Below are 12,648 nucleotides of genomic sequence, written 5' to 3'. Positions count from 1 at the left end.
TACGCTCTCCGTACGGTCCGCAGCAGCCCCGCACACGGCGGGCCCGACACCCTGCTTCCTCCAGATGCGTTCGGCAGCGAGACTCCGGAGACCAGATTGAGTGACCCAGCACCCCGCCTGCGGCCGGTCCCGCCCCTGCCGGAGAACTCCGGCGCCTTCGTGAACGGCCGGACGAGAAACCTCGTCAGAGTGCTGCGGTGGTTCGCGGGCCGGACGTCCTTCGTGGAGAAGGAGATCCTCGGTCTCGACGCGGTCGTCCGCCCGGGAGACACCTGCCTGGACATCGGAGCGGAGTACGGTCTCTACACCTATCAGCTGCTGCGACTCGTGGGTGCCCAGGGTGTGGTGCACACCGTCGAACCGCAGCCGAGCCTCGTCAAGGCCCTGCGGGTGGCGTTGCGCGGGCTCGGCGCACGCAACGCCCAGGTCCACGCGACCGCCGTCGGCGCGGACTCCGGCGCCGGTGTGCTCAGCCTGCCGCGCCGCAACGGGCTGCCGGTGCACGGACGTGCCTTCCTCACCACCGGCGCCAAGAACCACGGCCCGAACGCGGAGTTCGCGTCCAACCGGCCGATCCGAGTGCCTGTGACCACCGTCGACGAACTGTGCGCGCGTGAGGGTCTGTCCGAGGTCCATTTCATCAAGGCCGACGTCGAAGGCGCGGAACTGGCCCTGCTGGACGGAGCAGGCCGCGTGCTCAAGGAGAACCGGCCCGCACTGCTGCTGGAGATCGAGGACCGGCATCTGGCCAAGTTCGAGCACCGCGCCGAAGATCTCGTGGCCAGGCTCGCGACCCTGGACTACGTCCCCTACGTGTGGGAGGACGGCTGGCGGAAGACCGAGCAGGTCACCGAGCAGCACCGCAACTACCTGTTCACCGCGCGCCCCATCGCCGCCCGCTGATCCACCAGCACCGAAACGGCGGTCTGCCTCGCGCCCGCGCTGAATCGGCAGGCGGCAGCCGTCTCCCCCGACCCGGCTCAGGGGAGACGGCTCGGCTCTTCGACGCGCTCGGCGGGAATCCCGGCGGTCAGACTGGTCCCGTTGACCGCCGTCGCACGCCGACTCGCAGTCTCGCGACCGCACCGAACATCGGCACCGGCTCGAACACCGGCCGTCGACCGTCGGCACGCACGGTCAGGAGGCGACAGCGTCAGGAGGCGAAGACAGTGCCGCCGCGACTCACCAGGAACGCAGAGTCGCGATGCGCTCTTCGAGCTGATCGATGGTGGCCATCGCGGTCGGCGGTCCGCCGCAGTACTTGCGCAGCTGGTTGTGGATCGCCCCGTGCGGCTTCTTGGTCCGGTGGTGATACAGGGCGACCAGTGTGTTCAGTTCCTTGCGCAGTTCGGCGAGCCGCTCCGTCGTGTTCCGGCTTCGCGCAGGCGCCGCGGGAGCCGGGGCCGCCGCCTTCTGAGCCTGACGGGCGGCGGCGGCGTCGAGCTGCTGTTCCTGCCGCTGCCGCAGCAGAGCCCGGACCTGATCCGGTTCGAGCAGTCCCGGCAGCCCCAGGTAGTCCTCCTCATCGGAGGTCGCGGCGAAGGCGGCCGTCCCGAACGACGAACCGTCGTAGATGAGCTGATCCAGCTCTGCCTCGGCGCCGAGGGAGGTGAACGCCTTCTCCTCCTCGCCGGGCTCGTCGCGCTGCCGGTTGGCCTCGGCCAGCAGTTCATCGTCCCAGCCGTTCTTCTCCCGATGCGGCTTGCCGATGACGTGATCCCGCTGGGCCTCGAGCTCGCTGGCCAGGTCCAGCAGCACCGGGACGCTGGGCAGGAACACGCTCGCCGTCTCCCTGGCCCCCGGCGGACCCGCCTTGGGCTTGCGAGCCCGGACGAACCGACCGATCGCCTGTGCGAAGAACAGCGGCGTCGAGGCGCTCGTGGCGTACACACCCACCGCGAGCCTGGGGACGTCGACGCCCTCGCTGACCATCCGCACCGCGACCATCCACCGGTCGTCGGAGAGGGAGAACTCGCCGATCCGGCTGGAGGCCTGCGGATCGTCGGACAGCACGACCACGGGCTCGACCCCCGTCATGGTGGCGAGAATCTTCGCGTAGGCCTTCGCCGAGACGTGATCCGAGGCGATCACCAGGGCGCCCGCGTCCGGCATCCCGCCTGCCCGGAGCTGGGAGAGCCGGGTGTCCGCTGCCTGCAACACGGCGGGAATCCATTCCCCCGCCGGGTCGAGCGCGGTACGCCAGGCGCGAGCGGTCTCCTCGGCGCTCAACGGCTCCCCGAGCCGGGCGACGTACTCGTCCCCCGCACTGGTACGCCAGCGAGCCTCACCCGAGTAGGCGAGGAACAGCACCGGCCGGACCACGCCGTCGCGCAGCGCCTCGGCGTACCCGTAGGAGTGATCGGCCTTGCTGCGCGGGGAGCCCTCGCCGTCCGGTTCGTAGGTGATGAACGGGATCGGCGTGTCGTCGCTGCGGAACGGGGTCCCGGTCAGGCCGAGCCGTCGAGCCGCCGGGGTGAAGGCCTCCCGGACGGCGTCGCCCCAGGACTTGGCGTCGCCCGCGTGGTGGATCTCGTCGAGGATCACCAGCGTCTTGCGCCGCTCGGTGCGCACCCGGTGCAGCGTCGGATGGGCCGCGACCTGGGCGTAGGTGACCGCGACGCCGTCGAGGTCCGCCGAGCTGGCCCCGGCCGCGTTGCGGAATGAGGAGTCCATCGCGATCCCCGCCGAGGCGGCGGACTGGGCCCACTGATGCTTCAGGTGCTCCGTCGGAGTCACCACGGTGACCCGCTCGATCACGCGATCGGCGAGCAGCTCGGCGGCGATGCGCAGACCGAAGGTGGTCTTGCCTGCTCCCGGAGTCGCCACCACCGTGAAGTCCTGCGGTGAATCCCGGAGATACCGGGTGATCGCCCGGCGCTGCCAGGCGCGCAACGGCCGCTCACGCGGATCGGCCGCAACCGGCGGATCCATGGTCGAGGAGACGACGAGGCCGTCCGACGGCGAGTGAGCCACGAGGTGCTGCACCTCCTTGCTGGGCGGGCGAGTCCGACTGCGGACAGACGAAGGCCCTCGTGACGGAGACTCCCGCGACGGCGTCGGGATCTCGAAGAGGGCAGCCGGCAGTTTACCCGTCTACGGTGTCGTCCGGCCGCCACCACGCAGCCATCGCACGGTCGGCGACTCGCCGAGCGGACGGCCGGTGATCGGCGGAGACAGTCGATGAACCATCCTGGACATCACCATGGACCAGGTCGACGACACCGACGCTGAGCAGCAACGCGACGGGACCGCCCGAGGACGTACCCGACTCGCCACGCTGTCCCGACGGACGCTGCGCCGAGCCTGGGAGGACGACATCGGCGCGGAGGCGGCCGAAGCCGCGTTCTGGTCGACGCTGTCCCTGCCGCCGCTGCTGCTCGGCGTGCTCGGCAGCATCGGATTCGTCGGCGGCTGGTTCGGCCCCGAGGTCGTCGCGGAGGTCCAGGCCCAGATCCTCGCGTTCTGTGCACACGTCTTCAGTCCGACGCTCGTCGAGGAGATCATCGCCCCGACCGTCACGGACATCCTGACCCAGGGCAGGGGCGGCATCGTCTCGCTGGGCTTCCTGACCTCGCTGTGGGCAGGCTCGTCGGCGATGGCGTCCTATATCGACGCCGTCACCGTCGCCTATCAGCAGTACGACGTCCGCAATCCCGTCTGGCAGCGGATGGTCGCGCTCCTGCTCTACGTGGCGGGCCTGTTCATGGCGATGATCACGCTGCCGGTGCTGGCGCTCGGACCCGATCTGCTCATCTCTCTGCTGCCGGACTCGTGGCAGCCGGGGATCAACCGGCTTGGCGACTGGATGTACTACCCGATCGCCGGACTGCTGCTCACCCTCACGATCACGACGCTCTACAAGGTCGCACTGCCGCGCAAGCCGCCGTGGCACCGAGGGCTGCCCGGCGCCGTGCTGGCCGTGGTGGTCTTCCTCGCCGCCGGGGTCGTGCTCCGTCGCTACATCGCCTGGGTCTCCGACACCGGCTACAGCTACGGAGCGCTGAGCGCGCCGATCGCCTTCCTCCTCTTCACGTTCTTCCTCGGCTTCGCCATCGTCCTCGGCGCGCATGTCAACGCGGGCATCGACGAGTTGTGGCCGCCCCCTCCCACGCATCGAGAACGGCAGCGCAGACGACAGGAACAGTTCGACCGCGTCACGACCCGGCTGCGGCTGGAACGAGGCAGGCAGGCCTGGCGCCGACGGCATCGCGTACCAGGGCCGTGGGAGATGGAGCAGGCGACGTCGCGACAAGGCGAGTCGGGCGACCGCGCGCCGGGAGCAGGCGGTTCGGCGACCGCTGTGAGTGGCGACACGAGCGATCGGGTCGAGGCGGGACGGACGGCCGGGCCGCTCGGCACCGTGCCGGCCGAGGAGACGTCCCTCGATGCGGTGCCGACGCAGGCCGCGCCCGCCTCCACAGACGTCATCGCTGCGCGGGCCGCCGTTGCGGACCCGGTCGACACCGAGCCCTCCGTTGCGGACGGCACGACGGAGCCGGGTTCCACTACGGCCACGAGACGGGTCGACCCCGGAGACCGTGCGCCCTGACGTGGGTCGGAGACGCCGTCGCCCGGCCGAAACCCCTGCTGCGACGTGTCACCACCTGCGTGGCAGCCGGGCCGCGACGACGGGCCGAGTCCGGTCCGGGTGAGTCAGTCCTTGCCGCCGGGCGGCAGCGACTCGAAGACCTTCTTGCAGTCCGGGCACACCGGCGAACCGGGCTTCGGCGATCGAGTGACGGGAAACACCTCACCACACAGCGCCACCACGTGCGTGCCGGTCACCGCGCTCTCGGTGATCTTGGCTTTGCGCACGTAGTGGAACATCTTCGGCGTGTCGTCGCTGGTCGTGTCGACGCCTTCCGGGCGGGTGTCGACATCGGGGAGCGTCTGCGTCGGAGTACTCACATCGTCCATGATGCCCCAGGCAACCGGCCACGGACTACAGGAGGCGTTGTGACACCGAGGCAACTGGTCGTGAATGAGGAGGTCGCCGACGCCCTCGCGCAGGGACGGGGCGTGGTGGCACTGGAGAGCACCCTGCTCGCGCACGGCCTGCCCGCAGGTCGGAACAGAGCAGTCGCAGCCCGGCTGGAATCGGTGATCCGCACCGTCGGCGCGGCACCCGCGACCATCGCGGTGCTCGACGGCGTGGCCAGGATCGGGCTGTCCGACTCAGAGCTGGACCGGGTCTGCGACCCTGCCGCCGACCTGGTCAAACTGTCCCGCCGTGACCTGGGTCCCGCACTGGGCCTGCGCGGCAGCGGGGCGACGACGGTGGCCAGCACTGCCGCGCTCGCCCACGCGGCGGGCATCACCCTGTTCGCGACCGGCGGCATGGGCGGTGTGCATCGTGGCGCGGAGACGAGCTGGGACGTCTCGGCCGACCTCGACGTGCTGGCGTCCACACCGGTGACGGTGGTCTGCTCGGGAGTGAAGTCGATCCTGGACATCCCGGCGACCCTGGAGGTGCTGGAGAGCCGTTCGGTGCCCGTGCTGTCGTACCGCACCGACAACTTCCCTGCCTTCTACCTGCGCGACTCCGGCCTGCCCTCGCCGTGGCGGGTGGACAGCCCTGAAGCGGCGGCGGCCGTCGTGGCGGCCCACCGATCGTCGGTCTCCGGCCGCGCGGGCGTGGTGTTGGCCAACCCGATCCCCGCCGTGCACGAGATGCCGCAGAGCCTGCACGAGGAGCTGCTGCGCAGCGGCCTGGAGCTGCTCGCCCAGCGAGGCGTGCACGGCAAGGACGTGACGCCCGTGCTCCTGGAACACTTCCACGACGCGAGCGAGGGCGTCAGCCTCGACGCCAATGAGGAGCTCGTGGTCTCCAACGCCGAGCTGGCGGCGGCGGTCGCCGTAGCCCTCACGGATTCGCCATGACGATCCAGCCCCGCGTGGTCGTCGTCGGCGACGCCGGACTGGACGTGGTCGCCTCGCATCGAGAGCCGCTCGCCACGGGCGGCGACACGAGGGCCCAGGTCAGGCTCACGGCAGGCGGCGCAGGCGCGAACACCTCGGTGTGGCTGGCCCGCTGCGACGTGGAACCGCTGCTGGTCGCCAGGGTCGGCGACGATTCGGCGGGCAGGCAGGTGGCGGCGGAGCTGACGGCGGCGGGCGTGCGGTGTGCCTTCACCGTGGACCCGGCTGCGGCGACCTGCTGCGTCGTCGTGCTGGTCGACGCCTCCGGCCAGCGCACCATGCTGCCCGACCGGGGCGCCAGTGCCCGAGTCTCCCCCGATGACCTCGATCCGGGGCTGCTCGACGGCGCCGCAGGCCCTAAGCCCGCACATCTGCACCTGTCGGGTTACCTGCTGCTGGATCGCACGTCTCGTCCGGCAGGCGTGGCCGCACTACGGGCAGCCAGGGCAGCAGGCCTGACCACCTCGGTGGATCCCCAGGCGGGGGCGTTGTTACGGGCCCAGGGGACCGAGGACTTCCTCGCCGCCATCGCAGGCGTCGATCTCCTGTTGCCCAACACCGACGAGCTGGCGGCATTGACGGGCTCCACCGAACCCGAGTCCGCCCGCGCGCTGCTCGATCAGGTCGGCGCCGTGGTGGTCACGACCGGCGAGACCGGAGCGACCTGGATCGACGCCGACCGACAGGTCTCCGTCGAGGCGCCTTCGGTCGAGTGCGTGGACTCCACCGGCGCAGGCGACGCCTTCAATGCGGGCTTCCTGAGCAGCTGGCTGCGGGGCGCGGCACCGGACGACGCCCTGCGGGCGGGGGTCGACATGGGCAGCAGCGCGGTCCGGCAGATCGGCGCCCAGCCGCCGGCCGCCGCCTGCTCGACGGCCTGACGTCGGCGTCCTCCCCCGCAGCCACCTGCCTGCCGCGCGGTTCCCGTCGTCGATCAGGCGTCGATCTCGCAGCTCACCCTCCCTCATCCGATCGGGGGATGAGAAGATCGCGCCCGGCAAGGGCCGACGGCGAGGTCGGGGCGGCCCACGCAGGCGGAGGGGATTCCATGCTCAAGAAGGTGCTGGCCACGTTCGGACACGGTGGGGCGACCGTCGAGGTACTGCCCTCGGTACCGGAGGTCGCCCCGGGCGAGACCGTGCAGGGCGGGGTCCTGCTCCTGGGCGGCCAGACCGCCCAGGAGCTGGGCTCGCTGTCCGTCGACCTCGTCGCCGAGGTCCACATGGCGGAGAACAGCACGCTCGATCCCGCAGCGCATCCCACCGTCACGCTTCCCCTCACCAAGGTCGAGATCGGCAACCGGCGCACGATCGCGCCCGGTGAGTCGGTGATGGTGCCCTTCGAGATCGTCCTTCCCTGGGAGACGCCCATCACGATCAGCCGAAGCGGCTACCTCAGCGGAATGGCGGTGGGCATCCGCGCCGAGGCCGACCTGGTCAGGACGTTCGTCGATGCGGTGGCGATCGCGCCGATCGTGGTGACGCCGCTGCCCTCTCAGCAGCGCATTCTCGACGCGATGACCAACATCGGCTTCGTGCCCAAGGCCGCCGACCTGGAGTACAACTCGCTCCGCGGCGTGGAACAACAGCTTCCGTTCATCCAGGAGATCGAGTACGAGCCGCCGATGGAGTTCGTCGAGCACCTGCACGACGTCGAGTTGACGTTCGTCGCCCGAGCGCAGGACCTCCAGGTGGTGGTCGAGGTCGACAAGCGGGTTCGGGTGAGCAAGAGCGAGGACACCACGGCTCGGGGCGAGACGACCATGGGCGACTTCTCGCTGAGTCACACCGAGTTCGACACGGTGGACTGGGAGGACCGGCTCCAGTCCTGGCTCACGAACGTGGCGAGGACGCCTGCGATCCTGGCCTGACCGAGATCCGAGGTCTCGAGGTACTGCCGCGATGCCGTGCGTCGACGAGGCCGTCGCCTGATTCGACGACGCGGCCCGCCAGGGTCGGCATCGCGGCAGACGCGGGAGCAGGCTGCGGTCCGGCTGCTGGTGCCGGACCGCACTCCGGCAAGTCCTCGGCAGTCGGCGCCCGGGGCACGTGGTCGGGGTGCAGGCTCGGCCTGCTGCTCAGTCGGCGGAGTCGATCACCGGGTGGCTCGTGCCCTCCACCTCGCGGGCCGTCCGACGGAACCGGTTCACGTCCTCCCGCTTTCGCGGCGGCGCGTCGTTCGCGATCAGCACGGCCATCCACGGCAGCGGGATGGAGAGCAGCAGGAATCCGAGGGCAAGCCACCAGATCTGATAAGTCAGGGCCGCGGCGATCACGCAGGCCAGCCGTACCGACATCATGATCGAGTATTTTCGCCGTCGTCTGGCGTGCTCGGCCTCATGAGACGGAGCCGCCTCAGTGATCAGAATCGGGCCGTCGCCCTGGTCGGATGCGCTCACGGTCATCACCCCTGCTTCAGCCGCCATCGTGCCACTCCGGCAGCCCACGGGTCAGACCGGACCACGCCGTGACGCACGTCACCGGCGACGGGGCGCACGAGGGACTCGACTTGGGTGAAGATCGAGGGTCGATTCCCGGCGGTGACGATGCCGACGATCAGGACCGAGGACTGAAGGAGAGATCAGGTGCTCTACGGGCTGACGAAGGGCGTGCTCGCGCCGCTGCTGCGGTGGGTGTTCCGCCCTCGGATCGAGGGGCTGGAGAACATCCCGGCCACCGGTCGGGTGATCCTGGCCAGCAACCACCTCTCCGTCATCGACAGCCTGATCATCCCGCTGGTCGTGCCGCGCCGCGTCTCGATCCTTGCCAAGGCCGAATACTTCGAGGCCACGAGCGTGGGCGGCAGGCTGCGGAAGTGGTTTCTCGGCAGCCTCGGTCACATCCCGGTGCGGCGCGGCAACGGACGGGCCGCCAAGGACGCACTCGACCAGGCCGAGCAGGTCCTCCGCGACGGCGGGGCCTTCGCGATCTATCCCGAGGGGACCCGGTCCAGCGACGGCAGGATGTATCGAGGACGTACCGGGGTGGGTCGACTGGCCTTGAGCACCGGAGCCCCGGTCGTCCCCGTCGCGTTGAGCGGCACCGAGCAGGTCCAGCCGATCGGCAGGCGGCTGCCGAGGATCAGGCCGGTCACCGTGCGCTTCGGCCCGGCGATGGACTTCTCCCGCTACGACGGAATGGCGACGTCGGTTCCGATTCAACGCTCGGTGACCGACGAGGTCGTCTACCGCATCCTCGAGTTGTCGGGCCAGGAGTACGTGGACAGCTACCACCGTCAGGCCGACGCGGCCTAAAGCGGCGCCGGAAGCCCCGGAGGACGGCCGTCCGACGTGGTCGAGGTGATCCGACCGATCGGGCGGCCTGCCCGAGGCCGCGTCCGCCCCGCGGACAGGGCGATCGCCGACCGAAGTGACGAGAGGGGTGCGCGGTGCGCGCGGTGGTGTCGAGGGTCACCCTGGCGACGGTTCGGGTGGGCGACGAGGTGGTGGGAGCGCTCGACGAGCCTGGTCTGCTCGTCCTGCTCGGTGTCACCCACACGGATGACATTTCGCGATCGGTCACGATGGCGACGAAGCTTCACGAACTCCGAATCCTGGACGGCGAACGATCCTGCGCGGACACCCGCGCGCCACTGCTGGTCGTCAGTCAGTTCACCCTCTACGGAGAGACCAGGAAGGGCCGCAGACCCTCGTGGAGCGCTGCGGCCGGGCCGGAACAGGCACGGCCGCTGGTCGATGGGGTAATCGCTGAACTGCGACGACGTGGCGCCCGAGTGGAGTCGGGCCGGTTCGGCGCCGCCATGGCGGTGGAGAGTGTGAACGACGGACCGTTCACCGTCATCGTCGAGATCTAGGGGCCCAGGCGGGCTCGACGACCCGACGCTCGGCCACGGTCAGAACTTTCTCTCAGGCGATCCTCAGGCACGGACGAGCAACCGCTGTGATGACGACGACGTCTTCTCACTGTGCGGCTCGGGAACGAATCCAGCCCCGAGCACGTTTGCCATATAGCCGACGTTCCGAATCCACGACCCGATCAACCGGCGCCCTGGCAAGGCGCTCCGCGGCGCTCCAACGCTGCGGCGTCCTGCCACAGTTTGCCGACATCCCGTGACAGGGAGGGAAGTCCATGACCATCCCGCAGACCATCCCTACCGCCGAAGCCTACGCCGAGGCCGACCTCGACGCACAGGGCCCCGCCGCCGACCTCGTACGGGTGTACCTCAACGGGATCGGCAGAACAGCGCTGCTCACCGCTCAGCAGGAGGTCGACCTCGCCAAGCGGATCGAGGCAGGCGTCTTCGCCCAGCACATGCTGGACACCGCGAAGCGCCTCTCCCCGGCGCGGCGGACTGACCTGCGGGCGCTCGTGCGGGACGGTCACCGAGCGAAGAACCACCTGTTGGAGGCCAACCTCCGGCTGGTCGTCAGCCTCGCCAAGCGCTACACCGGCCGAGGCATGCCGCTGCTCGACCTGATCCAGGAGGGCAACCTCGGCCTGATCCGGGCCGTCGAGAAGTTCGACTACACCAAGGGCTTCAAGTTCTCCACCTACGCGACCTGGTGGATCCGGCAGGCGATCACCCGAGGCATGGCGGACCAGGGCCGGACCATCCGGCTGCCCGTTCACCTCGTCGAACAGGTGAACAAGCTCGCCAGGATCAAGCGGGACCTGCATCAGCGACTCGGCCGAGAGGCGACGCACGACGAGTTGAGCGAGGAATCCGGTATTCCCGCGCACAAGGTCGGCGACCTGCTCGACCACTCGCGTGACCCGGTGAGCCTGGACATGCCGGTCGGGGCCGAGGAGGACGCGCCGCTCGGCGACTTCATCGAGGACTCCGAGGCCACCGACGCGGAGAACTCGGTGATCTCCGGGCTGCTCCAGGACGACCTTCGCCGTGTCCTTGGCACGCTGGACGACCGTGAACAGCATGTGATCCGGCTTCGTTATGGCCTCGACGACGGCCAGCCGCGCACTCTCGACCAGATCGGCCGCAGCTTCGGCCTCTCGCGAGAGCGGGTTCGCCAGATCGAGCGTGAGGTGATGGCCAAGCTCCGGCAGGGCGACCGCGCTGAGCGGCTGCGCGCTTACGCGAGCTGACGGCGCCGCCGCATCACCCGAACGGCCGCGTTGACTTGTGATTCACATCACGGCACTGTTTTGTACGACAACGTGAGCGGGGGCGGTCGGCCGTGTGCCGCCCGCTGCCGCGTCCTTCCGGGAGGTCGGACCCGTCGGGGGCGGGTCCGACCTCCCGTCCACGTGTACCGGAGACGCCCGAGCGGACCCCGCCGCACCGAATCGCACCAGGGGACGCGCCAGGCAGTGCCGGTGCGCCGCGCTGGTGCACGGCGCCAGGAGGTGCCCGTAGTCCAGGGCCTGCCTCTCCCCGCGACTTGCCGGGCACCAGCCATGTGCGCTGTGCGTCGGCGTGCCGGAGCAGCTGAGGCCACCGGCACCGGGCACAGCGATCCACGCCGGGTTCGCTTCGGCGGTGGGCTCGCACCAGCCCGCGGCAACAGGCGCTGAGAGCCCCGAACGGCCCGGAGGCGGCCTCGTCTCGCGTACAGGCAACCAAGCCCTACCGCGGGCGAAGCTGACCGGTCGCGGCGACAGGGCGGAGACCGCCAGGAGCGGACCAGCAGCACGGTGCTGCGGGACCTCCTGTGACGTGGGCACCGTCCGGAGCCGTCTCGGTGACGGCCGTGGTCGATGCCCGCGTGCGAGCCTGCCGGGACGGCCGAGGTCCCCTGGAGCCGGTGGCAGGCGACCACCGCTGCGCAGAGTGCTCCCCGTCTGCCGCACCCGACCAGTCAGACAGGCATCGGGGGCACGCCTGGACGAACAGGTGACTCGGCCCGCCTCCGTTCGGCGAGACGCCCCGCGCGCAAACGCCGTCACGGAGGACGTCACCCTGGCTCAGCGGTCGATCTCCTCCCCAGCCAGCGCCCGCTCGACGAGGCCGACGACGACAGTGCACGGCGCCGCTGATGCGGCGTCGGGGGTCCTGCGGAACCGGTTCCGGCAGCAGAACGGCGGCGAGTTCGGCACCCGCCGCCGCACAGCACAGTGCCCGGCCCCGCGTTCGCGGGACCGGGCACCTGCTGGGGGGCTGGTCAGTTGGTCATCGGAGCCGATCGCTCAGCTCGCCTCGAGGATCACCGTGCGCTCGCCGATGGGCTCGGCGAGCTCGACGCTCACCGGACGGATGCGGATGTCCATGGTGCACACCGCCTCTTCGCCGGGGCCGGTCTCGACGAGGGCGATGGTGACCGACTCTGCGGTCTCCTCCGCCAGTTCGGCGCTGACGACGGTGCAGCCGCCCTCCTGGCCGTTGGCACCGACCACGGTGCCGTCCTCGCTGGTCCACACCTCCACCGGGTAGTCGTCCGGAAGCGCGGAACTGTCCACCCGCTCGGTCGCGACCGGTGCAGCGTCGGCGGGCGCCTCCTCGATCGGTGGGATCTCGGGCGAGGACATGTCCCGGCTGTTGGACTCGGTCGTCTCGGCTTGCTCGGCCGAGGGCGTCCCGCCGTATCCGACATCGTCTCCAGTATCGGCGCACGCGGAGACTGCCAGAAGCAGGACGCCCGCACTCACTGCATTCATCAGGCGTCTCATGCCTCTAGGACGGACCCCGGGAGACCGCCGGTTGCTCCGAATGCGGTGGTTATCCGTTCGTTATGCAATCCGGCCGGGGTGCGATCCGGCATCGTGGGCCGGGAACGACCACAGAGACCGCGGCATCTGATCAGACATGAACAGC

General features: G+C 70.1%; 12 protein-coding genes. 8 read left to right on the top strand and 4 right to left on the bottom strand.

Annotated features, from left to right (window positions below; translation table 11 throughout):
* Positions 1-96 precede the first annotated feature (96 nt).
* Complete coding sequence (locus tag UA74_RS08490) at positions 97-903, top strand: FkbM family methyltransferase (RefSeq protein ID WP_198042967.1); 807 nt, start codon at positions 97-99, stop codon at positions 901-903.
* Between the two features lie 279 nt (positions 904-1,182).
* On the opposite strand, the gene UA74_RS08485 is transcribed toward UA74_RS08490, so the two are convergent.
* Entirely contained in the window at positions 1,183-2,931 is a 1,749-nt protein-coding gene (locus UA74_RS08485) for a DEAD/DEAH box helicase (protein ID WP_075743555.1), read from the bottom strand.
* 271 nt (positions 2,932-3,202) lie between these two features.
* Between UA74_RS08485 and UA74_RS08480 the strand changes: the two genes are divergently transcribed.
* Positions 3,203-4,549, top strand: a complete 1,347-nt coding sequence (locus tag UA74_RS08480; RefSeq protein ID WP_075739778.1) for a YihY/virulence factor BrkB family protein — start codon at positions 3,203-3,205, stop codon at positions 4,547-4,549.
* 104 nt (positions 4,550-4,653) lie between these two features.
* Here the strand turns inward: UA74_RS08480 and UA74_RS08475 are convergent, their stop codons facing one another.
* Positions 4,654-4,917 (bottom strand): DUF3039 domain-containing protein, encoded by a 264-nt coding sequence (locus UA74_RS08475; protein ID WP_075739777.1) that lies wholly within the window; start codon positions 4,915-4,917, stop codon positions 4,654-4,656.
* A gap of 39 nt (positions 4,918-4,956) precedes the next feature.
* Here UA74_RS08475 and UA74_RS08470 point away from each other — a divergent pair, with 39 nt between their 5' ends.
* The 3 genes from UA74_RS08470 (at position 4,957) to UA74_RS08460 (ending at position 7,789) form a co-directional block, all read left to right on the top strand.
* Positions 4,957-5,880 (top strand): pseudouridine-5'-phosphate glycosidase, encoded by a 924-nt coding sequence (locus UA74_RS08470; RefSeq protein ID WP_075739776.1) that lies wholly within the window; start codon positions 4,957-4,959, stop codon positions 5,878-5,880.
* A complete protein-coding gene (locus UA74_RS08465; RefSeq protein WP_075739775.1) occupies positions 5,877-6,800 on the top strand; it encodes a carbohydrate kinase family protein in 924 nt (307 codons plus the stop codon). Before UA74_RS08470 ends, UA74_RS08465 begins: the two co-directional genes overlap by 4 nt.
* A gap of 167 nt (positions 6,801-6,967) precedes the next feature.
* Positions 6,968-7,789 carry a sporulation protein gene (locus UA74_RS08460; protein ID WP_075739774.1) on the top strand — a complete coding sequence of 274 codons (822 nt, stop codon included), beginning with the start codon at positions 6,968-6,970 and terminating at the stop codon, positions 7,787-7,789.
* 207 nt (positions 7,790-7,996) lie between these two features.
* Here UA74_RS08460 and UA74_RS08455 read toward each other — a convergent pair whose 3' ends face one another.
* Positions 7,997-8,323 (bottom strand): DUF3099 domain-containing protein, encoded by a 327-nt coding sequence (locus UA74_RS08455; RefSeq protein ID WP_075764176.1) that lies wholly within the window; start codon positions 8,321-8,323, stop codon positions 7,997-7,999.
* Between the two features lie 180 nt (positions 8,324-8,503).
* On the opposite strand from UA74_RS08455, the gene UA74_RS08450 reads away from it, so the two are divergent.
* From UA74_RS08450 to UA74_RS08440, 3 genes are all read left to right on the top strand, one after another.
* Complete coding sequence (locus UA74_RS08450; protein ID WP_075764174.1) at positions 8,504-9,172, top strand: lysophospholipid acyltransferase family protein; 669 nt, start codon at positions 8,504-8,506, stop codon at positions 9,170-9,172.
* A 134-nt stretch (positions 9,173-9,306) separates the two neighbouring features.
* Positions 9,307-9,732, top strand: a complete 426-nt coding sequence (gene dtd / locus UA74_RS08445; RefSeq protein WP_075764172.1) for a D-aminoacyl-tRNA deacylase — start codon at positions 9,307-9,309, stop codon at positions 9,730-9,732.
* 275 nt (positions 9,733-10,007) lie between these two features.
* Positions 10,008-10,982, top strand: coding sequence for a sigma-70 family RNA polymerase sigma factor (locus UA74_RS08440; protein ID WP_075739770.1), 975 nt, complete (start codon positions 10,008-10,010; stop codon positions 10,980-10,982).
* 1,041 nt (positions 10,983-12,023) lie between these two features.
* On the opposite strand, the gene UA74_RS08435 is transcribed toward UA74_RS08440, so the two are convergent.
* Complete coding sequence (locus UA74_RS08435; RefSeq protein ID WP_232237677.1) at positions 12,024-12,491, bottom strand: hypothetical protein; 468 nt, start codon at positions 12,489-12,491, stop codon at positions 12,024-12,026.
* Positions 12,492-12,648 lie beyond the last annotated feature (157 nt).

It is taken from the genome of Actinoalloteichus fjordicus (genome assembly GCF_001941625.1).
GTDB classification, from domain to species: Bacteria; Actinomycetota; Actinomycetes; order Mycobacteriales; family Pseudonocardiaceae; genus Actinoalloteichus_A; species Actinoalloteichus_A fjordicus.
This window is presented reverse-complemented; position numbering and strand designations above follow the sequence as displayed.

Excerpts from the sequence above, each read along its gene's own strand:
- UA74_RS08485 (WP_075743555.1), bottom strand. The coding sequence starts at position 2,931 with ATGGATCCGCCGGTTGCGGCCGATCCGCGTGAGCGGCCGTTGCGCGCC.
- UA74_RS08480 (WP_075739778.1), top strand. The coding sequence starts at position 3,203 with ATGGACCAGGTCGACGACACCGACGCTGAGCAGCAACGCGACGGGACC.
- UA74_RS08475 (WP_075739777.1), bottom strand. The coding sequence starts at position 4,917 with ATGGACGATGTGAGTACTCCGACGCAGACGCTCCCCGATGTCGACACC.
- UA74_RS08465 (WP_075739775.1), top strand. The coding sequence starts at position 5,877 with ATGACGATCCAGCCCCGCGTGGTCGTCGTCGGCGACGCCGGACTGGAC.
- UA74_RS08460 (WP_075739774.1), top strand. The coding sequence starts at position 6,968 with ATGCTCAAGAAGGTGCTGGCCACGTTCGGACACGGTGGGGCGACCGTC.
- UA74_RS08455 (WP_075764176.1), bottom strand. The coding sequence starts at position 8,323 with ATGACCGTGAGCGCATCCGACCAGGGCGACGGCCCGATTCTGATCACT.
- UA74_RS08440 (WP_075739770.1), top strand. The coding sequence starts at position 10,008 with ATGACCATCCCGCAGACCATCCCTACCGCCGAAGCCTACGCCGAGGCC.
- UA74_RS08435 (WP_232237677.1), bottom strand. The coding sequence starts at position 12,491 with ATGAATGCAGTGAGTGCGGGCGTCCTGCTTCTGGCAGTCTCCGCGTGC.